The organism is Mesorhizobium shonense, assembly GCF_040545255.1.
GTDB classification, from domain to species: Bacteria; Pseudomonadota; Alphaproteobacteria; order Rhizobiales; family Rhizobiaceae; genus Mesorhizobium; species Mesorhizobium shonense.
The window spans coordinates 79,567-105,788 of the sequence record NZ_JBEPLM010000010.1; the positions used below are offsets into that span (position 1 = coordinate 79,567).

At 64.2% G+C, this 26,222-nt stretch carries 35 protein-coding genes; 19 read left to right on the forward strand and 16 right to left on the reverse strand.

Annotation, left to right across the window (positions count from 1 at the left end; all coding sequences use genetic code 11):
* Nucleotide 1 precedes the first annotated feature (1 nt).
* The 3 genes from ABID26_RS23810 to ABID26_RS23820 all read right to left on the reverse strand — a co-directional run bounded on the left by ABID26_RS23810 (nucleotide 2) and on the right by ABID26_RS23820 (nucleotide 3,157).
* Nucleotides 2–1,525, reverse strand: a complete 1,524-nt coding sequence (locus ABID26_RS23810; protein WP_126097914.1) for a tripartite tricarboxylate transporter permease — start codon at nucleotides 1,523–1,525, stop codon at nucleotides 2–4.
* A gap of 4 nt (nucleotides 1,526–1,529) precedes the next feature.
* Nucleotides 1,530–2,066, reverse strand: coding sequence for a tripartite tricarboxylate transporter TctB family protein (locus tag ABID26_RS23815; protein ID WP_292303236.1), 537 nt, complete (start codon nucleotides 2,064–2,066; stop codon nucleotides 1,530–1,532).
* A 125-nt stretch (nucleotides 2,067–2,191) separates the two neighbouring features.
* Nucleotides 2,192–3,157 carry a Bug family tripartite tricarboxylate transporter substrate binding protein gene (locus ABID26_RS23820; protein ID WP_292303235.1) on the reverse strand — a complete coding sequence of 322 codons (966 nt, stop codon included), beginning with the start codon at nucleotides 3,155–3,157 and terminating at the stop codon, nucleotides 2,192–2,194.
* 201 nt (nucleotides 3,158–3,358) lie between these two features.
* On the opposite strand from ABID26_RS23820, the gene ABID26_RS23825 reads away from it, so the two are divergent.
* From ABID26_RS23825 to ABID26_RS23855, 7 genes are all read left to right on the forward strand, one after another.
* Nucleotides 3,359–4,111: an IclR family transcriptional regulator gene (locus ABID26_RS23825; protein WP_292303234.1), complete on the forward strand. Its 753-nt coding sequence runs from the start codon at nucleotides 3,359–3,361 to the stop codon at nucleotides 4,109–4,111.
* 97 nt (nucleotides 4,112–4,208) lie between these two features.
* Entirely contained in the window at nucleotides 4,209–4,532 is a 324-nt protein-coding gene (locus ABID26_RS23830; protein ID WP_292303233.1) for an ArsR/SmtB family transcription factor, read from the forward strand.
* Nucleotides 4,529–4,939, forward strand: a complete 411-nt coding sequence (locus ABID26_RS23835) for an SRPBCC family protein (RefSeq protein WP_292303232.1) — start codon at nucleotides 4,529–4,531, stop codon at nucleotides 4,937–4,939. The genes ABID26_RS23830 and ABID26_RS23835 overlap by 4 nt, the downstream gene beginning before the upstream one ends.
* A 77-nt stretch (nucleotides 4,940–5,016) precedes the next feature.
* A complete protein-coding gene (locus ABID26_RS23840) occupies nucleotides 5,017–5,409 on the forward strand; it encodes a VOC family protein (protein ID WP_126097908.1) in 393 nt (130 codons plus the stop codon).
* 37 nt (nucleotides 5,410–5,446) lie between these two features.
* Nucleotides 5,447–5,680: a hypothetical protein gene (locus ABID26_RS23845; RefSeq protein ID WP_126097907.1), complete on the forward strand. Its 234-nt coding sequence runs from the start codon at nucleotides 5,447–5,449 to the stop codon at nucleotides 5,678–5,680.
* Nucleotides 5,680–6,144 carry a DUF1801 domain-containing protein gene (locus ABID26_RS23850; RefSeq protein WP_292303231.1) on the forward strand — a complete coding sequence of 155 codons (465 nt, stop codon included), beginning with the start codon at nucleotides 5,680–5,682 and terminating at the stop codon, nucleotides 6,142–6,144. The genes ABID26_RS23845 and ABID26_RS23850 overlap by 1 nt, the downstream gene beginning before the upstream one ends.
* A gap of 78 nt (nucleotides 6,145–6,222) precedes the next feature.
* A complete protein-coding gene (locus ABID26_RS23855; protein WP_292303230.1) occupies nucleotides 6,223–6,621 on the forward strand; it encodes a DUF1801 domain-containing protein in 399 nt (132 codons plus the stop codon).
* Here the strand turns inward: ABID26_RS23855 and ABID26_RS23860 are convergent, their stop codons facing one another.
* A complete protein-coding gene (locus ABID26_RS23860; protein ID WP_292303229.1) occupies nucleotides 6,622–7,176 on the reverse strand; it encodes a GNAT family N-acetyltransferase in 555 nt (184 codons plus the stop codon). It lies immediately after the preceding gene.
* A gap of 223 nt (nucleotides 7,177–7,399) precedes the next feature.
* Nucleotides 7,400–7,690, reverse strand: coding sequence for a YdeI/OmpD-associated family protein (locus tag ABID26_RS23865; RefSeq protein ID WP_354416834.1), 291 nt, complete (start codon nucleotides 7,688–7,690; stop codon nucleotides 7,400–7,402).
* Between the two features lie 82 nt (nucleotides 7,691–7,772).
* Between ABID26_RS23865 and ABID26_RS23870 the strand changes: the two genes are divergently transcribed.
* A complete protein-coding gene (locus ABID26_RS23870) occupies nucleotides 7,773–8,228 on the forward strand; it encodes a DUF2214 family protein (RefSeq protein WP_126097903.1) in 456 nt (151 codons plus the stop codon).
* A gap of 82 nt (nucleotides 8,229–8,310) precedes the next feature.
* Here the strand turns inward: ABID26_RS23870 and nth are convergent, their stop codons facing one another.
* Complete coding sequence (gene nth, locus ABID26_RS23875; RefSeq protein WP_292303227.1) at nucleotides 8,311–9,117, reverse strand: endonuclease III; 807 nt, start codon at nucleotides 9,115–9,117, stop codon at nucleotides 8,311–8,313.
* 22 nt (nucleotides 9,118–9,139) lie between these two features.
* Here nth and ABID26_RS23880 point away from each other — a divergent pair, with 22 nt between their 5' ends.
* The 8 genes from ABID26_RS23880 (at nucleotide 9,140) to ABID26_RS23915 (ending at nucleotide 15,277) form a co-directional block, all read left to right on the forward strand.
* On the forward strand, nucleotides 9,140–9,634 hold the full coding sequence (locus ABID26_RS23880) for a DUF2244 domain-containing protein (protein ID WP_292303226.1): 495 nt from the start codon (nucleotides 9,140–9,142) through the stop codon (nucleotides 9,632–9,634).
* A gap of 158 nt (nucleotides 9,635–9,792) precedes the next feature.
* Nucleotides 9,793–10,698: a methylated-DNA--[protein]-cysteine S-methyltransferase gene (locus ABID26_RS23885; RefSeq protein ID WP_189521442.1), complete on the forward strand. Its 906-nt coding sequence runs from the start codon at nucleotides 9,793–9,795 to the stop codon at nucleotides 10,696–10,698.
* A gap of 232 nt (nucleotides 10,699–10,930) precedes the next feature.
* Entirely contained in the window at nucleotides 10,931–11,401 is a 471-nt protein-coding gene (locus ABID26_RS23890) for a hypothetical protein (protein WP_126097900.1), read from the forward strand.
* A gap of 11 nt (nucleotides 11,402–11,412) precedes the next feature.
* Nucleotides 11,413–11,820, forward strand: coding sequence for a hypothetical protein (locus ABID26_RS23895; protein WP_435528603.1), 408 nt, complete (start codon nucleotides 11,413–11,415; stop codon nucleotides 11,818–11,820).
* Nucleotides 11,787–12,308 (forward strand): hypothetical protein, encoded by a 522-nt coding sequence (locus ABID26_RS23900; protein ID WP_126097898.1) that lies wholly within the window; start codon nucleotides 11,787–11,789, stop codon nucleotides 12,306–12,308. Before ABID26_RS23895 ends, ABID26_RS23900 begins: the two co-directional genes overlap by 34 nt.
* Nucleotides 12,283–12,765 carry a hypothetical protein gene (locus ABID26_RS23905; RefSeq protein WP_126097897.1) on the forward strand — a complete coding sequence of 161 codons (483 nt, stop codon included), beginning with the start codon at nucleotides 12,283–12,285 and terminating at the stop codon, nucleotides 12,763–12,765. The genes ABID26_RS23900 and ABID26_RS23905 overlap by 26 nt, the downstream gene beginning before the upstream one ends.
* A 152-nt stretch (nucleotides 12,766–12,917) precedes the next feature.
* A complete protein-coding gene (locus ABID26_RS23910; RefSeq protein ID WP_292342773.1) occupies nucleotides 12,918–13,820 on the forward strand; it encodes a ribokinase in 903 nt (300 codons plus the stop codon).
* Between the two features lie 5 nt (nucleotides 13,821–13,825).
* Nucleotides 13,826–15,277 (forward strand): amidase, encoded by a 1,452-nt coding sequence (locus ABID26_RS23915; RefSeq protein ID WP_292342774.1) that lies wholly within the window; start codon nucleotides 13,826–13,828, stop codon nucleotides 15,275–15,277.
* 97 nt (nucleotides 15,278–15,374) lie between these two features.
* On the opposite strand, the gene ABID26_RS23920 is transcribed toward ABID26_RS23915, so the two are convergent.
* The 3 genes from ABID26_RS23920 to ABID26_RS23930 all read right to left on the reverse strand — a co-directional run bounded on the left by ABID26_RS23920 (nucleotide 15,375) and on the right by ABID26_RS23930 (nucleotide 18,170).
* Nucleotides 15,375–15,851 carry an aminoacyl-tRNA deacylase gene (locus ABID26_RS23920; protein WP_292302587.1) on the reverse strand — a complete coding sequence of 159 codons (477 nt, stop codon included), beginning with the start codon at nucleotides 15,849–15,851 and terminating at the stop codon, nucleotides 15,375–15,377.
* Nucleotides 15,848–17,281, reverse strand: a complete 1,434-nt coding sequence (locus tag ABID26_RS23925) for a tryptophanase (protein ID WP_292302586.1) — start codon at nucleotides 17,279–17,281, stop codon at nucleotides 15,848–15,850. Before ABID26_RS23925 ends, ABID26_RS23920 begins: the two co-directional genes overlap by 4 nt.
* A gap of 61 nt (nucleotides 17,282–17,342) precedes the next feature.
* The gene (locus tag ABID26_RS23930) at nucleotides 17,343–18,170 is read right to left on the reverse strand and encodes an AraC family transcriptional regulator (protein WP_292302585.1); all 828 of its coding nucleotides are present in this window, start codon (nucleotides 18,168–18,170) and stop codon (nucleotides 17,343–17,345) included.
* Nucleotides 18,171–18,375: 205 nt separating this feature from the next.
* Here ABID26_RS23930 and ABID26_RS23935 point away from each other — a divergent pair, with 205 nt between their 5' ends.
* Nucleotides 18,376–18,990, forward strand: coding sequence for a LysE family translocator (locus tag ABID26_RS23935; protein ID WP_126097891.1), 615 nt, complete (start codon nucleotides 18,376–18,378; stop codon nucleotides 18,988–18,990).
* A 42-nt stretch (nucleotides 18,991–19,032) separates the two neighbouring features.
* Here the strand turns inward: ABID26_RS23935 and ABID26_RS23940 are convergent, their stop codons facing one another.
* Nucleotides 19,033–19,974 carry a nucleoside hydrolase gene (locus ABID26_RS23940; RefSeq protein WP_292302583.1) on the reverse strand — a complete coding sequence of 314 codons (942 nt, stop codon included), beginning with the start codon at nucleotides 19,972–19,974 and terminating at the stop codon, nucleotides 19,033–19,035.
* Between the two features lie 141 nt (nucleotides 19,975–20,115).
* Between ABID26_RS23940 and ABID26_RS23945 the strand changes: the two genes are divergently transcribed.
* Nucleotides 20,116–20,541 carry an Hsp20 family protein gene (locus tag ABID26_RS23945; RefSeq protein WP_126097889.1) on the forward strand — a complete coding sequence of 142 codons (426 nt, stop codon included), beginning with the start codon at nucleotides 20,116–20,118 and terminating at the stop codon, nucleotides 20,539–20,541.
* Nucleotides 20,542–20,606: 65 nt separating this feature from the next.
* Complete coding sequence (locus ABID26_RS23950; protein WP_126097888.1) at nucleotides 20,607–20,864, forward strand: BQ00720 family protein; 258 nt, start codon at nucleotides 20,607–20,609, stop codon at nucleotides 20,862–20,864.
* Between the two features lie 87 nt (nucleotides 20,865–20,951).
* Here the strand turns inward: ABID26_RS23950 and ptsN are convergent, their stop codons facing one another.
* The 6 genes from ptsN to lptC form a co-directional block, all read right to left on the reverse strand.
* The gene (gene ptsN / locus ABID26_RS23955) at nucleotides 20,952–21,416 is read right to left on the reverse strand and encodes a PTS IIA-like nitrogen regulatory protein PtsN (protein WP_027165361.1); all 465 of its coding nucleotides are present in this window, start codon (nucleotides 21,414–21,416) and stop codon (nucleotides 20,952–20,954) included.
* A 61-nt stretch (nucleotides 21,417–21,477) separates the two neighbouring features.
* Complete coding sequence (hpf, locus tag ABID26_RS23960; RefSeq protein ID WP_292341269.1) at nucleotides 21,478–22,062, reverse strand: ribosome hibernation-promoting factor, HPF/YfiA family; 585 nt, start codon at nucleotides 22,060–22,062, stop codon at nucleotides 21,478–21,480.
* Between the two features lie 315 nt (nucleotides 22,063–22,377).
* A complete protein-coding gene (rpoN, locus tag ABID26_RS23965) occupies nucleotides 22,378–23,907 on the reverse strand; it encodes an RNA polymerase factor sigma-54 (RefSeq protein ID WP_292373341.1) in 1,530 nt (509 codons plus the stop codon).
* A 188-nt stretch (nucleotides 23,908–24,095) separates the two neighbouring features.
* Nucleotides 24,096–24,914 (reverse strand): LPS export ABC transporter ATP-binding protein, encoded by an 819-nt coding sequence (gene lptB / locus ABID26_RS23970; protein ID WP_126097885.1) that lies wholly within the window; start codon nucleotides 24,912–24,914, stop codon nucleotides 24,096–24,098.
* On the reverse strand, nucleotides 24,914–25,516 hold the full coding sequence (locus ABID26_RS23975) for an LptA/OstA family protein (protein ID WP_126097884.1): 603 nt from the start codon (nucleotides 25,514–25,516) through the stop codon (nucleotides 24,914–24,916). The genes lptB and ABID26_RS23975 overlap by 1 nt, the downstream gene beginning before the upstream one ends.
* Complete coding sequence (gene lptC, locus ABID26_RS23980; protein ID WP_292373339.1) at nucleotides 25,503–26,216, reverse strand: LPS export ABC transporter periplasmic protein LptC; 714 nt, start codon at nucleotides 26,214–26,216, stop codon at nucleotides 25,503–25,505. Before lptC ends, ABID26_RS23975 begins: the two co-directional genes overlap by 14 nt.
* Nucleotides 26,217–26,222 lie beyond the last annotated feature (6 nt).

The window sequence follows — 26,222 nt, forward strand, 5'->3', positions numbered from 1 at the left end:
ATCAGGCATCGCCAGGCACATGCTCCGGCCCACGCATGCGCCGGTGTTCGATCCAGGCCCAGATATGCGGCCCGACCAGACCGATGAAGGCCAGCGTCAACAGTGTCAGCGACAGCGGATGCCGGTAGAACACGGTCCAGTCGCCATTGGCGATCGTCATCGCCCGGCGGAACTGCGTTTCGGCGAGCGGCCCGAGGATCATGCCGATGATGACCGGCGCGGTCGGGAAATCGAAGCGCCGCATCAGGAAGCCGGCAGCCCCCAGAAGATAAAGGATAACGAGATCGATCGGCGACTGCGAGATGCCGTAGGTGCCGACGGTGGCGAACACCAGGATGCCGGCATAGAGCTGCGGCGCCGGGATTTTCAGCAAACGCACCCACAGGCCGATCAGCGGCAGGTTGAGGATGACGAGGATGACGTTGGCGATGAACAGGCTGGCAATCAGGCCCCAGACGAGATTGGCCTGCGTCGTCAACAGCAGCGGCCCAGGATTGATGCCGTAGCTCTGGAACGCCGAGAGCATGATCGCGGCGGTCGCCGAGGTCGGCAGGCCGAGCGTCAGCATCGGCACCAGCACGCCGGCGGCTGACGCGTTGTTGGCGGCCTCGGGTCCGGCGACGCCTTCGATGGCGCCGACCGTGCCGAACTCCTCCTTGTGCTTCGACAGCTTCTTCTCGATGGCATAGGAAAGGAAGGTCGGGATCTCGGCGCCGCCGGCCGGCATCGCACCGATCGGGAAGCCGATCGCGGCACCCCTGAGCCACGGCTTCCACGAGCGCGCCCATTCGGCAGCCGTCATGTAGAGCGAGCCTTTCAGCGGCACGATCTCGTCCTTGCCGGCATAGCGGCGCGAGGCCATGTAGAGCGTCTCGCCGACCGCGAACAGGCCGACCGCGACGACGATGACGTCGACGCCGTCGAGCAATTCGCCCATGCCGAAAGTGAAGCGCGGCTGCCCGGTCTGCAGGTCGACGCCGATCATGCCGATGACGAAGCCGACGAACAGGCTGGTAAGCCCCCGCACCGATGACGAACCGAGCACCGCCGACACCGTGATGAAGGCGAGCACCATCAGCGAGAAATACTCGGCCGGCCCGAAGGCAAGCGCGAACTTGACCACGATCGGCGCCAGGAAGGCGACGCCCAGCGTGCCGATGGTGCCGGCGACGAAGGAGCCGAGCGCCGAGGTCGCAAGCGCCGCGCCGCCGCGCCCCGAACGCGCCATCCGGTTGCCTTCGAGCGCGGTGACGATGGTGGCGCTTTCGCCGGGCGTGTTGAGCAGGATCGACGTGGTCGAGCCGCCATACATGGCCCCGTAATAGATGCCGGCAAACAGGATGAAGGAAGCTTCCGGCGCCACCTGGTAGGTGATCGGCAGGAGCAACGCGATGGTCAGCGCCGGCCCGAGGCCGGGCAGCACGCCGATCGCGGTTCCGAGCGTCGTGCCGAGCAGGCACCACAACAGATTGGTCGGCGTGAAAGCGACCGCAAATCCGTGCGCGAGATAGCCGAGCGTGTCCATTGCGTCAGCCCCTTACCAGGCCGACGACGGCGTTGATCAGCGTGTTGAGCTGGTTCTCGATCAAACCCGCGCCGATGTTGACGCCGAGCGCCCGGGCGAAGCCGAAATAGGCCGCCAGCGCCAATACCAGGCCGAGCAGCGCGTCGCGCAGCGGATGTCGGTTGCCGAAGCCGAAGCAGACCAGCACGAACATGATCACCGAGGCGGCGGTGAAGCCGAGCGGCTGGATGAGCAGAAGATTGGCGACGAGGCCCGCGACCACGAAGCCCATCCCCTTCCAGTCGGTCGGCGTTTCCTTCTCTTCTTCGGGTTGCCAGCCGCCGCGAACAGCGGCCAGGATGAGCAGCAGGGAAAGCAGGATCATCCCGGCCATGGTGATGTAGGGGAAGATCCTTGGGCCAACCTTGGAGTAGAGCGGCGACACCGGGATCGCCAGGGTCTGCCAGGCAACCGCCCCTGCGCAGGCGAGAAGCCCGACGCCGATCAACAATTCGGGTATGGCAAGGCGCGGCGGTGACGCCTGCTGGTCGCTGGTGCTCATGATCTCCTCCCCGGAAGGCCGGCCTTCCACTGCCGGCATCGCCGCAGTCTCAATGCTGCTCGATCATCTGTCCATGCTGTTCCGAAGGGAGCCAGGCCCCCTTCGGACATTGCGCCGGCCAGAGCTCAGGCGAGGCCGAGATCCTTGAGGATGGCGCCGATCCGGGCGGTGTCTTCGGTGACGAACTTGGCGTAGTCGTCGCCGGTCAAAAGGATCGGCGTCCAGTTCCGGTTCTTGCACTCGGTCGCCCAGGCGTCGCTCTTGGCCATGGTCTCGACCAGCTTGATCATCGCCGCCTTGTCGTCGTCGGAAACGCCGGGCGGGGCAAAGACGCCGCGCCAGTTGAACAATTCGACATCGATGCCGGCTTCCTTCAGCGTCGGCGCGTCGATGCCCTCCTGGCGCTTGTCGGACGAGATCGCCAGCAGCCTGAGCGCGCCCGCCTTGACCTGCTCGGAGAACTCGCCATAGCCGGAGATGCCGGCGGCGACCTGGTTGCCGAGCAGCGCCGACAGCGCCTCGCCGCCGCCGGCGAAAGGCACATAGGACAGGTTTGCAGCCGGCACGCCGGCCGTCTTGGCGATCAGGCCGAACAGGATGTGGTCGGAGCCGCCGGCCGAACCGCCGGCGACCGGAACCTTGGTCGGATCCTCCTTCAGCGCGGCGACGAAATCATTAGCCGTCTTGAATGGCGAGGCTGCCGGCACCACCAGCGCCTCGAACTCGCCTGTGAGGCGCGCGATCGGCGTGACTTCGGTGAGATTATTGGCGGCCTTGTTGGCGATGATGGCGCCGACCATGACCATGCCGGCGACCATCAGCGAATTGCCCTTGCCCTTCCACTGGTTGACGAATTGCGGCAGGCCGACCGTGCCGCCGGCGCCGCCGACATTGGTGATCTGCGAGCCGGAGATCAGCTTTTCGGAGCGCAGCACCTGGTCGATCGTGCGCGCGGTCTGGTCCCAGCCGCCGCCGGGCGCCGCCGGCACGAAGATCTGGATCTGCGGGGTGTCCTGCGCAAAGGCGGGTGCGAAATGCAAAGCCGCGAAGCCGGCGGCGGTGCTCGTCAAGAATCTGCGTCTGTTCAGCATGGGATTCCTCCAAATCACGACACCTCCTCCGGTGCCTGCCAAGACGTGGCCTGAGTACAGACCCGCATTTCGAGTTCAAGCAGATGTTACCGCGTTCTGTCAACGGGAATGGCATTCTACTGGACAGAACGCTTCTATCCGGACTAAATCTCTTTGTCCGGGCCTGCCTGGACTGAGCGATCACATGAAATCATCATCGGGATGAAAAATACACCTTCCAGTCCGACATCGTCCGACGGCGTTGCCGCGCTTGACCGCGCCATTTCCATCCTCAACGCGTTCACCACCGCTGACCGGTCGCTTGGCCTCGCCGAGATCGCGGCCCGCACCGGCCTCTACAAGAGCACGATCCTGCGGCTGGCCAACTCGCTGATGCGCGGGCAATTGCTGGAGCGCCTCGATGACGGACGCTACCGCATCGGGCCCGCCACCTTCCGGCTTGGCGCGCTCTACCAGCGTTCGGTCGTGGCGATGGAAATCCTGCTGCCGATCATGCGCGACCTCTCCGAGCGGAGCTGGGAAAGCGTCGCCTTCTATGTCCGCTCGGGCGACGTGCGCACCTGCCTCTACCGGGTCGAGTCCAAGCACCCGATCCGCTACACGATACGGGAAGGCGACGTGCTGCCTTTGCTTGCGGGCTCCGGTGGCCGCGTTCTCGCCGCCTTCTCGGGCCAACCGGGCGAGCCCTACGAGACGATCCGCGAGACCTACAATTACATCTCGCTCGGCGATCGCGACCCGCAGACAGCGGGCGTCTCTGCGCCAGTGTTCGGCCCGGGGCGGACATTGGTCGGCGCGCTGACGCTCTCCGGCCCGAGCACGCGGGTCGATGCGGTTTTTCTCGAGCGCATGAAGCGCCCGTTGATCGAGGCAGCCGCGCGCGCCACCCGGGCATTCGGCGAGGACGCATCCATGCTGGAGGAGGCAAGCCTCAACGCGGGCGCCGCCAGCTAGGTTCGAGAGCACGCCGGCTCACAGCCAGACATCCACTTGACTCACACATATCTCAATGGTTATAGATCAATCAATAGCCAATGGGTTATTGATCAAGATGCCGGCCACGCATGATATGCTCTTCCGAACGCTTGCCGATCCGACAAGGCGCGCCATTTTTGAGCGTCTGTGCCGTCAAGGCGAGCAGACGGTCGGCGCGCTGACGGCTGAGGCCGGGGTCTCGCAGCCGGCGGTGTCGAAGCATCTCGGCCTGCTGAAGGAAGCCGGGCTGGTGCGCGACCGCCATGAGGGACGCCAGACGCATTACAGCGCGCAGCTTGGCGCGCTGGCGCCGCTGATGGACTGGACGCGTCAGATGGCGGGGTTCTGGGAGAGCCGGTTCGACGATCTCGAGGATCTGCTGAAGAGGATGGATCAATGAACGACATGCCGGCCGGAACGCGCTCCGTCGTCGTCGAGCGCGAGATTCCTTATCCGCCGGAAAAAATCTGGCGTGCGCTGACGCAACCGCATCTCATCGAGGAGTGGCTGATGAAGAACAACTTCAAGCCGGTCGTGGACCATCGCTTCAATCTGAGCGCGGACTGGGGCGGCGTCGAGTGCCAGGTCCAGACGGTCGAGCCCAACAAAACGCTGTCCTACACGTGGGATACCAAGGACCTGGAAAGCATCGTCACCTGGACGCTCACCCCGACGGGCATGGGCACTCATCTGCGCATGGAGCAGGTGGGATTCCGGACGGATCAGGAGCCGTATTACCGCGGCGCTACGGTAGGCTGGAAGAGGTACTTCGCAGCCCTGGAACAGGTGCTTTTGCGGATCGATTGAAGTCCGCCGCAAGGTTCAAAAAAGCGGAAACTGCCTGGCGGACGGCAAACCGCAGGCGCGATCGATGGAGACATGCGATGAAGATCAAGCTGACCAGCGTCTATGTCGACGACCAGGAGAAGGCTCTTGGCTTCTACACGGACGTGCTGGGCTTCACCAAGAAAGCCGATTTCACCAACGGGCCGTTTCGCTGGCTGACGGTCGCCTCGCCCGACGACCCGGATGGGACCGAGCTGCAGCTGGCGTTGAACGACAATCCGGCGGCCAGGACCTACCAGCAGGCCATCTTCAAGCAAGGCCAGCCGGCGCTCATGCTGTTCACCGACGACATCAAGGGCGACCACGAGCGCATCACGGCGAATGGCGGCAGCTTTGCCATGGCGCCGACCGCGGTGACCGGCTCGACCATCGCGCAGCTCAACGACACCTGCGGCAATCTCATCCAGATCACCCAGCTGGCGCGCTGGTAAGGCCGGCGTTTCATTCGCTTTTCAAAAGGAGGCAGCATTGGACTGGAGCAAGTGGATCAGGCAGTTGCATCGCTGGTTGTCGATCATCTTTACCGCGACCGTCATCGCCAACTTCGTCGCCATGGCATTGGGCGAGCCGCCCGCCTGGGTGGTCTATTCGCCGCTCCTGCCGCTTTTCCTGCTGCTGTTCAGCGGCCTCTATATGTTCGTGCTGCCCTATGCCGTCAAATGGCGCGGCGAGCCGGCGCGCGAGCGCATAGGATCGGCCTGATGGCGAAGGCGAAATCGCCGAAGGTTGCCGCCAAGCCTTCAGAAGCCAGGCCCGCGGACGCGAAACCCGTCCTGCTTTCAGGCGGCAACCCGCAGATCGCCAAGGGCTATGGCGACGCCCCCGTGCAGGCCTATATCGCGGCGATGCCGGGCTGGAAGAGCGAGGTCGGCCGCCGGCTCGACCAACTGATCATGCAGGCCGTTCCGCAGGTTGAGAAGGCCGTGAAATGGAACTCGCCGTTTTACGGGATGGAAGGCGAAGGCTGGTTCCTCGGCATCCACTGTTTCACCGGATACATCAAGGTGGCCTTCTTTCGCGGCCTGTCGCTCAGGCCGGTGCCGCCCGGCGAATCCAAGAGCAAGGACACACGCTATCTTCACATCCATGAGGACGACCATCTCGACGAAGCGCAGTTCGTCTCTTGGGTGAAACAGGCAAGCCAATTGCCCGGCGAACGAATGTAAGCGCATTATCGATCAAGCACGGTTCGCCTGAAGAGGCGCCATGGCGATCCATTTGTCCAGCATCGGAGGAGAACAGATATGGAGAAAAGCGGCGTGCAGGAAAGCAAATCTCCTTCCGAGCTGATCGATGGACGCATCGCGGAACTGGGCGATTGGCGAGGCGAGATGCTTGGCCGGCTGCGCGCCCTGATCAAGCAGGCTGATCCTGATGTCACCGAGGAATGGAAGTGGCGCGGCGTGCCGGTCTGGGAGGATGCCGGAATGATCTGCACCGGTGAGACCTACAAGGCCGTCGTCAAATTGACCTTCGCCAAGGGCGCGGCGCTGCCGGACCCCGCAGGCCTCTTCAACTCCAGCCTCGAGGGCAACACGCGGCGCGCCATCGATTTTCGCGAGGGTGAAGTCATCGACGAGGAGGCGTTCAAGGCTCTCGTTCGTGCCGCAGTGGCCCTGAACAAATTCAAAGCCAAACGCTGATCAACTGAGATTGCCTCCAGCCTGCCGCTCCAAAAGGATCGTCGGCGTGTCGTGATAGGTGGTGCGCAGGATCTCGCGATAGCCGTTCTTTTCCGCCACCTTGAGCGAAGCGCCATTGTCGGGATCGATGATGCAGACGGTTCTGGCCCGCCCGAACACCGCATCCCCCCAGGCGACGATGCGCCCGACGACTTCGCTCGCCAGCCCCTGGCCATGCGCGACCGAAGCCAGCGCCCAGCCAGCCTCCGGCACGCCTTCGATCGACGGCTCGATCTCGCGCTTCAGATCATGAAACCCCGCCTCGCCGATGAACCGGCCTGTGGCCTTGTCCTCGATGGCCCAGAACCCATAGCCAAGCAGCGACCATAGCCCGGCATGTCGCAGGAAGCGCATCCAGCTTTCCTCGCGGGTGCGCGGCTTGCCACCGATGAAACGGGTGACCCCGGGGTCTGCCCACATCGCGACATAGCTCTCGAAATCACCGAGCCGATGCGGCCGCAGAACGGTTCGCGCCGTCTCGAGTATTGGCACGCCGGCTTCCCTTGCAATGCTCATGGCATTTACCTCTAGGAGCAATTCCAGGAAAAGTGTGTAACGGTTTTCCGTCCGGAATTGCATAAAAAACAAAGAGATAGAGCGGTTCGGCGTTTCCGTGAAACGCTGAAACGCTCTAGTGAGGCGGCAGCGCTTAGCAAACCAGTGCGTTCGAACAAGGGCCAGGATGGCCCGAGGCATCTTCCAGAGGCAACAAAGGCCGGCAAACGCCGGAGGGTTGGCTTCAGCCGTGCCAGGCCATGTTCATATAGACGCCGCCGCGCGCCAGTTCGTCGAGCATCTGGTCAAGCCGCTTCTGCCTCGTGCCGGGGCGTTTAGCGCGCGCGATCCAGCCGAGATAGTCGTTCTTCTGATAGTCCGGCCGCGCGTCATAGGCGGCAGTCAATCCGCGCCCCGCCAGGGCGGTCCGCACGTCGTCAGGCATCGGATTGAAGGCACGCGTCAATCGGCTCATGATCCAAGCAATAGACTGCCGGTAGTTGGCGTCAACGCTGCACATGGCTAGCTTGCGCATATGGGATTTTTGTTCCGCGATGCTACTCTGCAACTTCTGAAAACTGATTCAACACTCGCGCTCTTCGACCAAAGGAAGACCCATGGACACCACCGACCTTCTGCTGGCGATCGCCCATCACCTTCTGGTGTTCTCGCTGGCCGGCATCATCGGCGCCGAGTTCGTGCTGGTGCGCGGCGACTTGGGGGCGGCGGCGCTCAAGCGTCTTGCCGGCATCGACCGCCACTACGGCATCATCGCCGCGCTGATCGTCATCATCGGCATCTGCCGGGTGTTCTTCGGGCTGAAAGGCTGGGAATTCTATGTCTACAACTGGGTGTTCTGGGCAAAGATGGTGGCCTTCGTCGTCGTCGGCCTGCTGTCGATCGTCCCGACCGTTCGCTTCCTCTCCTGGAGCAGGCAGGCGGGCGGCAATCCTTCTTTCTCGGTGCCGGCGGCCGAACTCGCCTCGGTGAAGAACTATGTCCGCGCCGAGGGCTTCATCTTCCTGCTCATCCCTGTCTTCGCCGCGGCGATGGCGCGCGGCTACGGCTACTGAGCAATCCCAGGAAAACCATGCAGCGGTTAGGCTCGGCGATTTCGCCGCAGCCCTCCGTCCGGAACTGCGAAAAACATAAACTCTAAACCTCCGCGGGAAACGCCTCCTTCAAGGGCGCGATCGGCACCAGCGGCGCCGGCACGTCGGTGGTCTTTTCCTTGGATTTGCAGATGTCGGCGATCACACAGATCGGGCAATCCGGCTTGCGCGCCTTGCAGACATAGCGGCCGTGCAGGATCAGCCAGTGATGCGCGTGGCGCATATATTCGGCCGGGATAACTTTCAAGAGCCCCTGCTCGACCTGCTCCGGCGTCTTGCCGGGCGCCAGCCCGATCCGGTTGCCGATGCGGAAGATATGCGTGTCGACCGCCATCGTGTGCCGGCCGAAGGCGACGTTGAGCACGACATTGGCGGTCTTGCGCCCGACGCCCGGCAGCTTGACCAATTCGTCGCGATCCTCCGGCACCTTGCCGGCATAGTCGTCGATCAGCGCCTTCGAGAGCGCGATCACGTTCTTGGCCTTGTTGCGCCACAGCCCGATGGTGCGGATATAGTCGCCGACCTTGGCCTCGCCGAGCGCCAGCATCTTCTGCGGCGTGTCGGCCGCCGAAAATAGCGCTTTCGTCGCCTTGTTGACGCCGGCATCGGTTGCCTGCGCCGACAGCACCACCGCGATCAGCAATGTGAAAGCGTTGATATAGTCGAGCTCGCCCTTCGGCTCCGGCCGCTGCACGGAAAAGCGCCGGAAAATCTCATGCAGCTCGGCGGCAGTATAGAGCGAGCGCGGCCCGCGCTTCCGGGACGGCGCCTTTGCTTTCGCGCCGCCGCCTGAGGCGGAGGCAGACTGCTTTTTGACGGGCAAGGAATTTTTGGACTTGGGAAGCGTCATTCCCCTCCTATAATATTCCCTCATGAGCGACACAAACGCCTCGTTCGAAGCCGACAAGCCGTTTTTCGAGGCTTTGCTGACGCCGCATCGTTCCCTCGGCCGCACCGGCTTTCTCATCCTGATGGGCGCGCTGATGTTCGGCTGGGCGGTCACCGGCGCGATCTTCCTGGCGCATGGCGCATGGCCGGTCTTCGGCTTCTTCGGGCTCGACGTGGTCGGTGTCTACATCGCCTTCCGCGTCAACTATCGCGCCGCGCGCGCCCGCGAGGAGATCTCGGTCTCGCGCACCAGCCTCGACATCCGCAAAACGGCGCCGTCGGGCCGTTTCGAGGATCATCGCTTCAACCCGTTCTGGACGCGGTTTTCGATCGCCCGCCATGCCGAGATCGGCATCACCAAAATGGCGGTGGAAGCACAAGGCAGGAGCGTCTCGATCGGCAGCTTCCTCAATCCTGACGACCGCGAAAGCTTCGCCACCGCCTTTTCGCGCGCGCTGGCGACCGCCAAGGCGCGCTGAGGTCTCCCTCGCCCCGGTCACACTAACTTTTCGCCGGCCATGATTGTCCCTCTGGTTGGAACCGATATGGGCGGCGGGAAGGCAAGTTTCGGGTGGTGGCAAAGCGCCGGAAGACCGATATTCGCGGTCAAAGAGATATTGCCATGGGAGATATTGCCATGAACGCCCAGATGACCATGAATACCCTGATGAAACCGTCCGCGATCCTGCAGAACGACATCACTCCCGAGGGCAGCGACTACGAAGTGGTTCGCCGCGCCATCGAAAAGATCAGCCTCGACTATCGCGACCAGCCTTCGCTGGAGGTTCTGGCCGAAGCAGTCGGCGAGACGCCGACCGGCCTGCAGAAGCTCTTTACCCGTTGGGCCGGCCTGTCGCCGAAAGCTTTCCTGCAGGCGGTAACCCTCGACCACGCGCGCAGGCTGCTCGATTCCGGCATGCCGCTGCTCGAAACCTCATTCGAGCTCGGCATGTCGGGCCCCGGCCGGCTGCACGACCTCTTCGTCACCCACGAGGCGATGTCGCCCGGCGACTACAAGACCCGCGGCGCCGGCCTCACCATCCGCTACGGCTACCACATCTCGCCTTTCGGCATCGCGCTCATCATGGTGACCGACCGCGGTCTGGCCGGCTTGGCCTTCTGCGATGCCGGCGGCGAGCGGGCTGCCTTCGCCGATATGTCCGGCCGCTGGCCGAACGCTTCCTATGTCGAGGATATGTCGGCCACCCAGCCTTATGCCGCGCGCGTCTTCGATCCGACGCTGTGGCGCGCCGACCAGCCGCTGCGCGTGGTGATGATCGGCACCGATTTCCAGCTGCGTGTCTGGGAGGCGCTGCTGCGCATCCCGATGGGCAAGGCCTGCACCTATTCCTCGATCGCGGCAAGCATCGGCGCGCCGAACGCAAGCCGGGCTGTCGGTGCGGCGGTCGGTGCCAATCCGATGTCCTTCGTGGTTCCTTGCCACCGTGCGCTGGGCAAGTCCGGAGCGCTGACCGGCTATCACTGGGGCTTGACGCGCAAGCGCGCCATCCTCGGCTGGGAAGCGGGGCAAGTGGCTTCCTGAAAGCTCGACTTTTCCGCACAGTTGCGAAAAAGCGCGCATCAAAGTATAAACAAGTATAACTGAAACAATTCCATCCAAATATCTGAAAAATACAACCGGCAGCAACCTCTGGTTTCGCCGGTTGTATTATAAGTTGCTTGGTGTTCTTATTTTAGTTAACGCTAAATTAACCATGATGAATGGATGATGCCCCTATGCTGAGCCGGCCATTCGGCTCGAAAGAGGGGTCTCGATGAAGTTCCTGCGCGTCGCAATGGCCGCGAGCCTGCTGGCCGCTTGCGCCGGCCAGACGGCATCGGCCGCCACCGGGAATGTGCTGTTCAACGGCACCATCACCGCCACCTGCACGCTGACCGTCAACTCGAACGGCACCATGACCGTGAGCAGCAACCTGCAATCGCTGAGCTCCCACAATGCGGGCGGCTCGGCCGGCAGCGTCCAGGTCGACACTACGGGCGGCGTTTCGCTGAGCGTCGACCCGGTGACCACGACCACCGCGCCGACGAGCGACGTCACAGCCACCACCTGGACACCGACCTTCGCTACAACCGGCGCGCAGACCATTGTCGAAACAGGCACCGCGACAGCGCTCACCGTGCCCGGCACGTCGACCGCCGCGATCAATCTTACGGGCACCAAGAGCGGCACCAACCGCTTCTCGGCCGGCGGCTACCAGGCGACGGTGACGGTGCGCTGCGAATAGTTCTCTCGCCAATGGAGCGGTCGTTGACAAAGGTTCGGATCTTCTTCGCGGCAGCGCTGGCAGCAAGCCTTGCTCCCCTTGCGGCGACGGCACAGTCGATGACGCCCATGCGCGGCGAAGTGAGATCCTTCACCGATGCCTTCGCCGTCCGGGTCTTTCCCGGCAATCCGTATGATCAGCGAATCCGGGTCGAGGTCCATGTCTACGACCAGGATTTTCAGCCCGTCGACGCCCAGATCACGCCGAGGGCCTTCCTGCTTGCCGGCCAGGCATCGCGTCCGGTTCTCGTGGTCGTGCCGTTCGACGGCGCGACCGAGCGTAAGGTGCGTATCTGTACCGAGAGTATCCCCTTTCCAGGCGAGCAGACGCAGATAAGGGCGCAGATATGCGGAAAGTTCTTCGGGCATCGCAGGTTCTGACCCTCTCGTTGCTGCCTGCCTTGGCGGTCGTCAGTCGGGGGTTCGCCGAGGATATCCTGAACCTGAACCAGAACCAGACGGGCTTCACCTTGCCCGGCGTCACCTTGCCCCAAGGCCAGGATGAGGTGCATGCCAGCGACGGCACGACCTGCCGCTCGGCCGTTTCAGGCAGCGGCGCCTATCTGGATGTCGGCGTCATACGGGGCAACAGCAGCAGCCAGTCGAACAGCGACGTCGCCACCTACGGCCGCGTGGTGATCCCGATCGGGCGGACGCCCAAGCGCCTGGACTGCAGCCGCCTCTACGAGCTCGAGGTCGAGCGCCTGCAAATGGAGTTGCGGCTCCTGAAGATGGGACTGGCTCCGGACGGCCAGATTACCGGGAGCGTGGCCGCCACGGCTCCCTCGGGCACGCCACCGGCATGGGCCAACGAAGGCTGGAGCATCAGAGGCGGAACCGACGGTGGCAGGAAAAAGAAGAAGAACTAGCCACGCGCTGCTTGCCGCAGCCGCGCTCGGCGGTTTCGGCCTCCCAGCGCAAGCCGCAATCGTCGGCACCTGCACGATCGTGATCGGCAGCTCAGGAGCGATGAAGGCGAACCCGGCGATCAACATATTCGGTTCCAGGCAGGCGGGCGGATCGAGCGCAACCGCCACCATCACCGCGAGCTCGCTGCTCTGCACGATCCTCAACCTGCTCGACTGCTATTCCGTCTCGGCGCCCGCGCCGATCGCCTTCACCTCGGCGCCGAGCGGCGGCGACGCCAACGTCACTTTTGACACCGTCTTCCGCCTCGACGGCTCGGGGGCGGACATACCGGGCAGCTCGCCGCAGCGCGTCACCAACGGCACCCACACCATCCAGGTCGACCTCACGGCGACGAAATCTGCCGGCATCTTCCCGGCGGGCAATTATCAGGGCATGGTCACAGTGCGCTGCGAATGAAGCTGTGGGCCAAGCCACACGCGCAACCGGCATGATCTGGCAACCGGCGATCTTTGCGGCTAGCCTCCCGCGCAATCAATCGCGTAAAAGCAAGGGCTTGGAGCACACCGGCCTTCGACCGAAGGCTGGACCGTTCCGGCAGGAGGCGTTTCTTGATCATCATCGTCGGCTCGATCAACCTCGACCTGATCGCCAATGTCGACCGCTTGCCGGAGCCCGGCGAGACGGTCCGCGGCTCCGGCTTCGCCACCGCTCCCGGCGGTAAGGGCGCCAACCAGGCGCTGGCCGCCGCCCGCGCCGGCGCCGAGGTGCGCATGGTGGGCGCCGTCGGCAAGGATAGCTTTGCCGCCGAGGCGTTGGCGCTGCTGAAAGCCGGCAATGTCGATCTTTCCGGCGTCGGCGAAAGCTTCGCCTCCACCGGCACGGCGCTGATCCTGGTCGGCGCCGACGGCGAGAACGTGATCGCCGTCGTGCCGGGCGCCAACGATTCGGTGCTGCCAGGCGACATCGCCAAGGCCCACCTGAAGAAAGGCGATGTCGTGCTTCTGCAGCATGAGATCCCGCTGCCTACGGTCGATGCCACGCTCGACGCCGCGCGTGCGGCAGGTGCCGTCAGCATCCTCAACACCGCGCCTTTCCGCGCCGAAGCGGCCGGCTTCCTCGGCAAGGCGGACTTTGCCGTCGCCAACGAAACCGAATTCGACCTCTATGGCGAGGCGCTGGCGCTGTCGGGCCGCGACCGGCAGGCCCGGATGCGCGACTATGCCCGAAAGACCGGCCGCGCCATCGTCGTCACGCTCGGCGGCGACGGCGTGCTGGCCGCCACTGCCGACCATGTCCTCACCGTTCCGGCGCTGAAGATCACCCCGGTCGACACGGTCGGCGCCGGTGACACCTTTTGCGGCTATTTTGGCGCCGGCATGGCGTCCGGCCTCTCGCTTGAACAGGCGCTCACGCGCGCCGCGGCGGCAGGCTCGCTCGCCTGCCTGAAGCCGGGCGCCCAGCCGGCGATCCCGCTGGCGAAGGACGTCGACGCCGCCCTGGCCGCACGGTGACGGCGATGCGCCCCTCGACGAAACATGCCGTGTCGCCGGCCGGCGACATCTGCCGCCTGTCCGCCCTGGAACTCGCAGACAAGATCAGGCAGCGACAGCTCTCGGTGCGCGAAGTCATCGGCGCTTTCCTCGACCGTATCGAAGCGGTGAACCCGCTGGTCAACGCCATCGTGTCGCTGCGCGACCCATCCGACATCCTCGCCGAGGCCGACCGGGCCGACGCCCATCTGGCGCGAGGTGGCGAGGCTGGATCGCTATTCGGCCTGCCGATCGCCATCAAGGACCTTGCTTTGACCAAGGGCTTGAGGACCACTTTCGGCTCGCCGATCTTCGCCGATTTCGTGCCCCAGGAAGACGACTTCTTCGTCGAACGCCTCCGCAAAGCCGGCGCCATCATCATCGGCAAGACCAATGTTCCGGAATTCGGGCTGGGCTCCAACACCTACAACCCGGTCTTCGGACCGACGCTCAACGCCTTCGATCCGGTCCTCACCGCCGGCGGCTCGAGCGGCGGCGCGGCGGTGGCGCTGGCGCTCGACATGGTGCCGGTGGCCGACGGCAGCGATTTCGGCGGCTCGCTGCGCAACCCCGCAGCTTACAACAACGTCTATGGCTTTCGCCCGTCGCAGGGGCTGGTGCCGGCCGGCCCCGACATCGATGTCTTCCACGCCCAGATGGGCGTCGAAGGGCCGATGGGCCGCAACGTGCGCGACATCGCGCTGCTGCTCGACGAGCAGGCCGGACACCATCCACGGGCTCCGTTGTCACATGACAAGCAGGGCTCCTTCCTGGAAGGGCTGCGCACGAAAGCGGTCGGCGGCCGCATCGCCTGGCTCGGCGATCTCGGCGGCCAGCTGCCGACGGAGCGGGGGGTCCTCGAGCTTTGCGAGGCCGCCCTCGCCCGCTTCTCCGATGCATCCTTCGCAACCGAGGCGCTGGTGCCGGACGTCGATTTCGAGGCGCTGTGGCAGGCTTTCGTGACGCTGCGCCAGGCAAGCAGCGGCTGCGGGCTGAAGGCGCACTATGACGATCCGGAAAAACGCAAGCTGCTGAAGCCGGAAGCGGTCTGGGAAGTCGAACAGGCGATACGCCTCACCGCGCCGCAAATCCACGCCGCCACGGTCCGGCGCTCTTTATGGCACCGCACGCTGCTGTCGCTGTTCGAGCGCTTCGATCTCATCGTCCTGCCGACGGCGCAGGTTTTCCCCTTCGACGTCGCCACCCACTGGCTGCGCGAGATCGCCGGGCGCGCCATGGACAGCTATCACCGCTGGATGCAGGTCTCCGCCTTTGCCACGCTGGGCGCCTGCCCGGCGCTCAACGTGCCGGTCGGCTTCGACGGCAAGGGTCGGCCGATGGGCATGCAACTGATCGGCCGCGCGCGCGGCGACCTCGCCGTGCTCAAGGCTGGCGCCGCCTATGAGGCGACGCTGCCCTGGCCGGCGGGCGCGAGCTGAAGCAATTCGCGAGAAGTGTAGCGGTTTCCCGTCCGGAATTGCATCAAGCCAAATAGCTGGAGCAGTTCGGCACGGCCATATTGGACTGCTCCACCTGTCACATCGCAACCGGAGCCGGTTTGGCGAAATCGCCGAGCTCGCCATCGGCGATGTCCAGCCACACGTCGCGGTCGATGATCAGTGTCGCCGTGTTGCGGCCTGTTCCGCAGACGATCTGATCGAGCCCGAGCACGGCGCGATCGATAAGCACGCGGGCGCTGCCGATGGGCAGCGGCACGATGCCGCCCTGCTCCATGTCGAGGTCCCTGCGCACGCTCTGGGCGTCAGCAAGCCACAGATCGGCCCTGCGCAGCCCGAGCGCGTCGGCGATCTTCTTGTAATCTGCCCGGTCGGCCGCTCTCAGCGCGACGATCGCGAAGCCGCCCGGCCGCGCGAAGGTCAGGCCCTTGACCATTTTCGCCGGGTCCAGCGACAGGATGGTCTTGGCGTCCTCGAAGGAGATGAGCGGCGCATGCGTCTCGACCTGGTAGCGCGCGCCGCGTTCTTCCAGGAACCGCTTGACCGAAGGGCTCATGCTTCCGCCATCTCCGCCGCTTGCAGTGTCGTCGCCACTTTCCCGGCCCAGCAAAACCGCGCCGTGAAGTGGCGCAGGATCGGCGGCTCATAGACGAAGTCAAGGCCGCGGATCGTCTTTGCCCGCTTCGCGACCGCGATCAGCGCATCGGCGATGTAGTCCATATGGTCGTTGGTGTAGACCCGGCGCGGGATGGTGAGACGCAGGAGCTCGAGCGGCGATTTTTCCTGCTTTCCCGTCGCGGGATCGCGGCCCAGCATCAGCGAACCGATCTCCACGGCACGCACGCCCGCTTCCAGATAAAGCTCGCAGGCCAGCGCATGTGCAGGGAAACTGTCGGCGGGAATATGGGGCAGCATCGCGGCGCCGTCGACGAATACGGCGTGCCCACCGGTCGGGTACTGAATCGGCACGCCCGCCTGCCGCAGCCTTTCGCCGAGATAGGCGACCTGGCCGACGCGGTATGCGAGATAATCGGTCTCGACCGCCTCCTCGAGGCCAATGGCGATCGCCTCCATGTCGCGGCCGGCAAGTCCGCCATAGGTGATGAAGCCTTCCATCGGCACGCAACGCACCTGCACCGCCCGGAACAGGTCGGCGTCCTGGCGGAAGGCGCAGAAGCCGCCGATATTGACCAACCCGTCCTTCTTGGCCGAGAGCGTGAGCAGGTCGCCATAGCACATCATCTCGCGAACGATGTCGCGGATCGAGCGGTCGGCATAGCCCTCCTCGCGCTGCTGGATGAACCACGCATTTTCTGCAAAACGCGTGGCGTCGATCATCACCGGGATGCCGTGGTTGCGCGCCATTTCGGACGCGGCTCTCAGATTGGCCATCGACACCGGCTGTCCCCCGGCGCTGTTGCAGGTCACCGTCGCGACGATGCCGGCGACATTGGCGGCGCCATGTGTCTCGATCGCCGCGGCCAGCGCGCCCAGATCGAAATTGCCCTTCCAGTCGTCATAGCGAGCGGTGTCGTTGGCGGCAGTCGTCAGCACATTGATGGCCTTGGCCCCGGCGAGCTCGACATGCGCCTTGGTCGTATCGAAATGGTAGTTGGACAAGAAAACCGGCGCCTTGGAGCCGCGGCGCTTCACCAGCTCGGGGAAGACTATCTGCTCCGCGCCTCGTCCCTGATGGGTCGGGATCGTGTAAGGGTAGCCGAACAGCCGTTCGACCGTTTCGGAGAGACGATAGAAATTGCGGCTGCCCGCATAGGCTTCGTCGCCAAGCAGCAGCCCCGCCCATTGGCGATCGCTCATCGCGCCGGTACCGCTGTCGGTCAGAAGGTCGATATAGACATCCTCGCTTCTGAGCAGGAACGGGTTGAGCCCCGCCTCGGCGAGCGCCGCCTCGCGGAAGGCGCGGTCGGTCATGCGGATCGGCTCGACCATCTTGATGCGGAAAGGTTCGGGGATGCGCTTGTTCATGGCATGCTCCATCGTTGCGGCCTGAAGCGCCGCGTTCGTTGCAGGGATTGGCTGGATCAGGTCAGGCGGCGAAGGCCGCGCGATAGGCCCCGGGAGGCACGCCGACGCGCGCCTTGAAGATACGGGTCAGATGCGCCTGGTCGCTGAAGCCTGTGGCCATCGCCGCCGACAGCGGATCGAGGCCGCTCCGCAGCATGGCCTTGGCCGCGTCGACACGCCGGTTGATCAGGAAGGCGTGCGGCGACATCCCGGTCCTGCGGTGGAAGGCGCGGATCAGCCGCTGCCGCGACAGCCGCGCCTCGGCCGCCAGATCGTCCAGCGTCAGCCGCTCGGCGAAGCGCTCCGAGAGAAGCTCGACAACGCGGGCAACCGGCCCGCGCTCGCTGCCGGCGAGCGGGAAACGCACCCCGGCATGCACCGACAGGCAGTAGACATAGGCGGCGAGCAGCTTCTCCTCGGCCTCCATAGGCGAGCATTTCTCCTCCCACAGGCGATGCGCTGCGAAAAACAGGGCAGCACCGCGCGGGTCATGCACGATCGGCTCGCGGAATGTCGGCGTTCCGGTCCGGTCGAACGAGGTGTTTTCCGAGGCGATCTCGCGCAGCAGGGCAGCCGACGGATAGCTGACGCGGTAGCTGAAACCGTCATTGGCCGGCGCGCCGTCATGCACCTCGAAAGGATTGTAGAGCGTGAGATCGCCGGCGCGCACCGCATGGTTGCGCCCGCGAATGAAGATGGTGCCTGTGCCGTGCCACAACGTGCCGACAACGAAGGTATCGTGCGCATGCGGCTGATAGCGGTGGCGCTTGAAGGTGGCGGAGAGGCACTCGATACCGCCCACCGGCGCGGTGAAATAGCTCGCACTCTCGTCCTGGCTCAGCGCGTTCATGACCGTCTCCGTGCACTGCATGGCCGGAAATCTAACATCCTGGGGGTCACCGGTATTGCACAAAGATATCACCGGCCGAATTTGTGAAGCGCCGCAAAATCAGCCGATAGTCCTCCGACGCGCTATTTTCGTTGGCTTGCTTCCCCGGCACGTGCATTCTGGCGGCCGGCTGCCGCACGAGCCGCAGAAGAGCCGAGGGAAGATCATGTCGCTGGAGCTTTACGCCGCCTATGTCGTCGCCTGCATCGTCATCATGCTGGTGCCGGGGCCAACCGTCACGCTGATCATCGCCAACAGCATGCGCCACGGCTCGCGCGCCGGGCTTGCCAATGTCGCCGGCACCCAGGCGGGCCTCGCCATCATGATCGCCATCGTCGGCATCGGCCTCAACACGCTGATCGCCGGCATGGGCCACTGGTTCGAATGGGTGCGGCTGATCGGCGCCGCCTATCTGATCTGGATGGGCGTGCAGATGTTTCGCGCCAAAGGCACGCTGAATCCCGACGGCTCAGCCAGGAAGCCGCGCGGCGGCTTCTTCCTGCAGGGGTTCTTGGTGGCCATCTCCAATCCGAAGACGCTCGTCTTCTTCGGCGCTTTCTTCCCGCAGTTCATCGCCCCGCAGGGCAATTACACGCTGCAGATCTTGGTCATGGGCCTGACCGCGATGGTCTTCGCCGCCATGTCGGACTCGACCTACGCCCTTGCCGCCGGCCGCGCCGGTCGCGTCCTATCGGCCAGCCGCGTCAAGCTGCTCTCCCGCGTCAGCGGCAGCTTCCTGGTGGGCGGCGGGCTCTGGCTGGCGTTCTCGAAGGCGAAGTGAGCGCCTCCTCCCCTTCCCCCCTTGCGGGGGAAGGAAGAGGCGTTACAGCCGCCCCAGCCTCTCGACCAGCAGCGCGAAGAAAGCGTCATGGTCGATGTCGCGCATCACCATGGCGTTCTTCTCGCGCCTGCTGACGCCCCACCAGTCGATCACCGTCATGCCCATGGTGAGCTCGGAGGTCGTCTCGACGCTGACGTTGCAGCGGCGGCCCTTGAACAGTTCAGGCTTGATGAGATAGGCGATCACGCACGGATCGTGCAGCGGCCCGCCGTCGGTGCCGTATTTCTCCTCGTCGAAGCGCTCGAAGAATTCCAGCATCTCGGCGGTTGCGGTGCCGACCCTGGTGCCGAGCTCGCGAAAGGCCTTGGTGCGCCTGGCGGTGGTCAGCGCCTTGTGGGTTACGTCGAGCGGCATCATCACGATCGGAATGCCGGATTTGAACACCACGTCGGCCGCCTGCGGGTCGACATAGATGTTGAATTCGGCGGCGGGCGTGACGTTGCCGCCCTCGAAGAAACCGCCCCCCATCAGCACGATTTCCTTGATGCGCGGCGCGATCCGCGGCTCGCGGATCAGCGCCAGGGCGATGTTGGTGAGCGGCCCGAGCGGGCAGAGGGTGATCGTGCCGCTTGGCTCGTTCATCAAAGTCTCGACGATGAAGTCGACCGCGTACTTCTCCTGCAACGGCATCGTCGGTTCCGGCAGTTGCGGCCCGTTGAGGCCGGTTTTGCCATGCACTTCCTCGGCGGTGACGAGCTCGCGCGCCAGCGGGCGGATGGCGCCCGCATAGACCTTGATGTCGGGCCGGCCGGCAAGCTCGCAGATCTTGCGGGCATTCTTTTCGGTGAGTTTCAGCGGCACGTTGCCGGCAACGGCGGTGATGCCGACGACCTCCAGTTCGGAGCTGCCGAGCGCCAGCAATATGGCGACGGCATCGTCCTGGCCGGGGTCCGTGTCGATGATGATCTTTCGTGACTGGGGCATTTCAATTCCTTTTTGGGGAGTCTTTTTGGGCGGGGTTTTGATGGCTTGAACTTGATCGCGCGGCGGACCATATCAAGACCATCGGGAAAAATGCCATCCGGGTTTTTCCAGTTTATGTCGCTCTTGAGAGGACAGTGTAACATGAGCCGAATGACGCCCTTCTCCAGCCCGCTTCTGCTGGGTTTCGACGCCATGGAAAAGACGCTCGAACGTCTGGCGAAGTCGGGCGACAGCTATCCTCCGTATAACATCGAGCGCCTGAGCGCCGCCGACGGCAATGCCGAGAGGCTGCGCATCACGCTTGCCGTGGCGGGTTTCGCCGAGAGCGACCTCGATGTCACCACGGAGGAGAACCAACTGATCGTGCGCGGCCGTCAGACCGACGACACCGAGCGCGAGTTCCTCCACCGCGGCATCGCCGCGCGCCAGTTCCAGCGCTGCTTCGTGCTGGCCGACGGCATGCGGGTCGTCGGCGCGGAGCTGAAGAACGGTCTTTTGTCGATCGATCTCGACCGTCCGGAGGCCGAACGGCTGGTACGGAAAATAAACATATCGGTGAAAGACTGATCTTTGCCGATGGCTCTAATGCGGGACGGCCGGAAGCGGCGTCCTCGCGCCAAGGAGGCTTGAAAATGACCAGAACTGACGAAACCCTGACCATGACCAGCGGCGAATTCGCCCATCTCGGCGAGGGTTCGGTCGCTTACCTGAGGAAAGTATCGAGCGACGATCTGCGCGGCCGCTTCCCCGGCCTCGACGAGATCGCGCCCGGCCTTGAACTGTGGGCGCTGTTTGCCGCCAACGGCCAGCCGATCCTGCTTTCCGATGCCCGTGACCGGGCGCTGGCGGGTGCGCTGGAGAACGATCTCACCACGGTCGCCATCCACTGATCCCGGTCGTCGTCTGAACTGGAAAGGGCCGCTCCCGGCGGCCCCTAAAGGTTTTATCCCAAAAAACCACGTTTCGCGCGAGAAGCTTCAGGCCGCGTGCGAGGCCTGCGTATCCGACAACAGCGCGTGGATCGCCACCGCGTCGCGCGTCCCCCTGATCTTGGCCACCGTATCGGCATCGCGCAGCACGCGCGCGATGCGCGACAGCGCCTTGAGATGGTCGGCGCCGGCGCCTTCGGGCGCAAGCAGCAGGAACACCAGATCGACCGGCTGGTCGTCGAGCGCCTCGAAATCGACCGGCGTCTCCAGCCGGGCGAACACGCCCGCGATCCGCTTCACGCCCGCGAGCTTGCCATGCGGAATGGCGATGCCGTTGCCGACGCCGGTGGAGCCCAGCCGCTCGCGCTGCAGGATCGTGTCGAACACTTCCCGCTCCGGAATCCCTGAAATCGCTGCCGCCCTCTCCGACAGCAATTGCAGAAGCTGCTTTTTGGAATTCGCCTTCAACGCCGGCATGATAGCCGAGACGCTGATGAGATCGCTGAGATCCATGCTTGAAAAATCCCTTGCTCGCCTTGCCGCGCCAGTCGTCCCCCTCGCACGGCTGGCTTTCTTATCCCTGCGCGACTTTGGCCGTCGACGGATCGATCCAGCCGATGTTCCCATCCGGCCGGCGGTAGACGATGTTGAGATGGTCGTTTCCGGCGTTGCGGAAGACGAAGACCGGGCTGTCCTTGGTGTCGAGCTCGATGACAGCCGATGCCACCGACATGGTGCGAAGCGTCATGGTCGATTCGGCAACGATAGCCGGAGCGAAGTTCTCCGGGATTTCCTCGTCATCGTCGGCGAGCGGCTCCATCACGGTGTAGGCGATGTCGGTGGACTCGCCATTGCCATTGTTCGAAGTGTGCGACTTCAGCCGGCGCTTGTAGCGCCGCAGCCGCGTTTCGAGGCGATCGGCGGCCGCCTCGAAGGCAAGTGTGGGATCCTGGGCGTCGCCGGTCGCCTGCAGCGAGGCGCCGGAATCGAGTCGGATCATGCAATCGGCCGAGAAGCGCGACCCTGCCTTGATGACCGTTACATGTCCTGAAAAACCTCGATCGAAATACTTTTCGATCGCTTCGTTGACACGATCGTTGATGCGCGTGCGGAACGCATCGCCGATGTCCATGTGTTTTCCCGAAATGCGCAGATTCATCTGAAAACTGACCTTCCTTGCTCAGGCTTCAAACTGTCCCGAGTTTATACCCGTGGTGCGCGCGCACAAGCTTTGCAGCGGCATGCGCGCCTATTTTAGACCCGAACTTTCCGGTTGATCACAAGTCGCCTTCTTGGCCGTCCGAGGCCTTCGCTTTGACGGACCCATTCGCGAGCGGGCATCACGGCCCGGCTCATGCGGGCGGGCTTCTAGACACTTCATTGCAGCTTGTCAATGAAGCTCGAAAACTGTGGAAATCCGCGCACTCCTTAAGCCCACACCAACTAGGGCAGGCCGGCTGAATATCAACCGACCTTAGCGTCCGGCGTTGGCGAGCGCCCGCTTCTCGCGGCGGCGCTGCACCGATGAAGGGATGTTCATGCCTTCCCGGTACTTGGCGACGGTGCGGCGGGCGATGTCAACGCCATTTTCCCTCAGCATGTCGACGATGGCGTCGTCGGAAAGCACATCGGCGGGCTTTTCCTCGTCGATCAGTTGCTTGATGCGGTCGCGCACGGCTTCCGAGGAATGCGCCTCGCCGCCTTCCGCAGAGGCGATCGAAGCGGTGAAGAAATAGCGCAGCTCGAACACGCCGCGCGGCGTCAGCATGTATTTGTTGGCGGTGACGCGGCTGACCGTCGATTCATGCATGCCGATCGCGTCGGCCACTGTGCGCAGGTTGAGCGGTTTCAGGTGCCGTACGCCATGGACGAGGAACGCGTCCTGCTGGCGCACGATTTCCGAGGCCACCTTGAGGATGGTCTTCGCCCGCTGGTCGAGGCTGCGCGTCAGCCAGTTGGCGTTCTGCAGGCATTCGGCGAGAAAGTCCTTTTCCGCCTGGTCCTTGGCGTGGCTGGAAACACGGGCAAAATAGACGTTGTCGACCAAAACGCGTGGCAGCGTGTCGGGATTGAGCTCCACCGCCCAACTGCCGTCGGCGGCGGCGCGCACCTCGACATCGGCGACGATCGCGTCGCTGGCGCCGCCCGAAAATGCCATGCCGGGCCGCGGATCGAGCGCCCGGATTTCGGCCAGCATGTCGAGAAGGTCTTCCTCGTCGACGCCGCAGATGCGCTTCAGTGTCTGGAAATCGCGCCGCGCCAGAAGTTCGAGGTTGGCGACCAAGCTTTTCATCGCCGGGTCGAGCCGGTCGCGCATGGCAAGCTGCAAGGACAGGCATTCGGCGAGATCGCGCGCAAACAGGCCGGCCGGCTCGAAGGCCTGGCAGACCGTGAGCACGCGTGCCACGGCCGCCTTGTCCGCACCAAGCCGCGCGGCAACCTCGTCCAGGTCGGAGCGCAGATAGCCGGCCTCGTCGAGCCCATCGGCGAGTTCGCCTGCAATCAGGCGTTCGGCAGGGTTCGGGAAGGCCAGCGCGATCTGCTCGCCGACATGCTCGCGTAGCGTCACTACGGTCGCCGCCATCTCGCCGACATCGAAACCCTCGGACGAAGTACCGCCGGCGCTGCCTCCGGACGCCGACTTCCACTGCGCCGTGAGGTCCGGTCCCAGCCTCTCGCTCGTTCCGGGGTCGTCGGGGAACAGGTTCTCCAGCGACGAATCAAGCTTTTCCGAGATCGCCTCGGCGCTCCATTCCGTTTCGGTCTCGAACCAATCATCCCCGCTGGCGGGTTCCGCCGCGGTCTCGCTCTTCTGCGGCTGGTCGCCGCTCGCATCCTCCTGCGGCTCGGCCCGCTCCAAAAGCGGATTGCGCTCGATCTCCTCGTCGATGAAGCGTTCGAGCTCGACATGGGTGAGCTGCAGCAGCCGGATCGACTGCATCAGCTGGGGCGTCATCACCAGCGACTGGGACTGTCTGAGCTGCAGTTTGGCCGCCAGCGCCATGGTTGGATTCAAACGCCTCGTCTACGCATCGAACTGCCGTTTTTCAGTCGGGCATAGAAACTGGCCCGGCTTTTGCTTGTCAAGGCAAACGCTAGCAGCGACGGCTTACCGGAGCGTTATTCGCGGGCGGAACTGGCGGGAATCTCGAAAAACAGACGAAAATCCTGCCGGATTGGAGAATTTTACACCTAGAGCGTAAATCCCTCGCCGAGATAGAGACGCCGCACATCGGCGTTGGCGACGATTTCGTCGGCCCGGCCATGCGTCAGCACCTGGCCGGCATGGATGATATAGGCGCGGTCGATCAGGCCCAGCGTCTCGCGCACATTGTGGTCGGTGATCAGCACGCCGATGCCGCGCGCGGTCAGATGGCGAACGAGCTGCTGGATGTCGGCGACCGCGATCGGGTCGATACCGGCGAAGGGCTCGTCGAGCAGCATATAGGCCGGCCGCGTCGCCAGCGCCCGCGCGATCTCGAGACGGCGTCTCTCGCCGCCCGACAGCGACAGCGACGGCGCCTTGCGCAGATGGCTGATGTGGAATTCCTCGAGCAGCTCGTCGAGGGTGCGCTCGCGCTCCTTGCGGCTCTTTTCCACCACCTCCAACACCGCGCGGATGTTCTGCTCGACGCTCAAGCCGCGGAAGATCGACGCTTCCTGCGGCAGGTAGCCGATGCCGAGGCGGGCCCGCCGGTACATCGGCATCGAGGTGACGTCGAAGCCGTCGATCTCGATCGTGCCTTCGTCCACCGGGACAAGGCCGGTGACCATATAGAAGCAGGTGGTCTTGCCGGCGCCGTTCGGGCCAAGCAGCCCGACCGCCTCGCCGGCGCGCACGCCGAGCGTCACGCCGCTCACCACCTTGCGGCCCTTGTAGCTCTTGGTCAGGCCCTTGGCGATCAGGGTGCCCTTGAACTTCGCCTTGTCGACGCCGACCGTTGCCGGGGCAGCCGGTTTTGCGGCCGCCCGCCCCGGAAGGCGGGCCAGCAGCGACGATACGCCGGCCATTAGTTGCTCGACGCTCCCTGCTGGGCCGTTCCCTGCTTCTGGGGCGTTATCGACATGATGACGCGGCCGCTGCTGCCGCAGCCGTCGACATTGGCAAGGCCGCTCTTCATCTGCACGGTGAGCTTGCAGCCCTTGAGCACATTGTCGCCCTGCGAGAGCACCACTTCATTGCCGGAAAGAACGAGCACCTGCGTCTTCATGTCGAAGGTGCCCTTGTCACCGGTGGCGATCTGGTCGTTCGACTTGATGTAGACTTTGTTCTCGACCACGAGGTGGTCGATATTGGCCGCACCCGTCATCGCCGACGCGCCGGCGGCCGCGCCCTTGGGGGCGTTGGCATCCTTGACGTAAAAAACCGTCATCTTGCCGGCCTTGAGCAGCGTCGGCCCCTGGTTGACGGTGACGTTGCCGCTGAAAATCGCCGCGCTGTCTGCCTGCCGGACCTCCAGCTTGTCGCTTTCGATCTGGATCGGCTGGTCGCCCGACAATTTCAGGCCGGACATCTGGCTGGTGCCGCTCGACTGGGCAAGCGCGGGCGCCGCCCCCAGCAACAGCAAGAAAGAGGCCGCCGCTGCAAGCCTTGCCGAATTACTGCGACGCATTCTGTTCTCCGCTCTTTGCCTCTGCCGCCTTCAGACTGGCCGCATCGATGTTGACGCGCACCCGGTTCTCGAAGACCACCACCTTGCCGTTCTCTTCCACCGACATCGAGTCGGCGGTGATGCGCGACCCGGCGCGGCTGACATCGACCGGATTGTCCGTCTTCATAGAGCCTTTGCCCATGTCTAGGAAGACCGATTTGAACTTGGCTTCCATGCCGTCGCTGGTGGTCACCGAGACATCGCTGGTGAGGTCCATCGTGTTGGCGTCTCGGTTGTAGATGCCGTGCGCGGCGTTGACCGACACGACGTTGTCGCTGGCGACGGGCAATTTGGCATTGATGCCTTCGAGGTCGATGATGCCTTGCTTGCCGACATCCTGCGTCGCCCTGGTCGCCGTCAGCGAATAAGGCAGTTTCTGCTTGGTGAAGCCGTTGAGCTTGGGATTGGCCATCACCAGCTTGCCGTCCGAAAAGGCTGTGCCCTCGGCCTGCACCGAGACCGACACCGGCGCGGCGAAATAGGAATAGATCGGAAAGGCGATCGCAATTGCAGCCGCCAGCAGCGGCACGGCGAACTTCAGCACGCGCACGCGGCGCGAATGCCGCTGCGCACGGTCGAACGCGTCGCCCCGCGTGCCGCTTTCGCCAGCGGCAGCCGACACCATTTCGGCATCGCTCGTTTCGTCAGATCGCGCCAACATGACTGT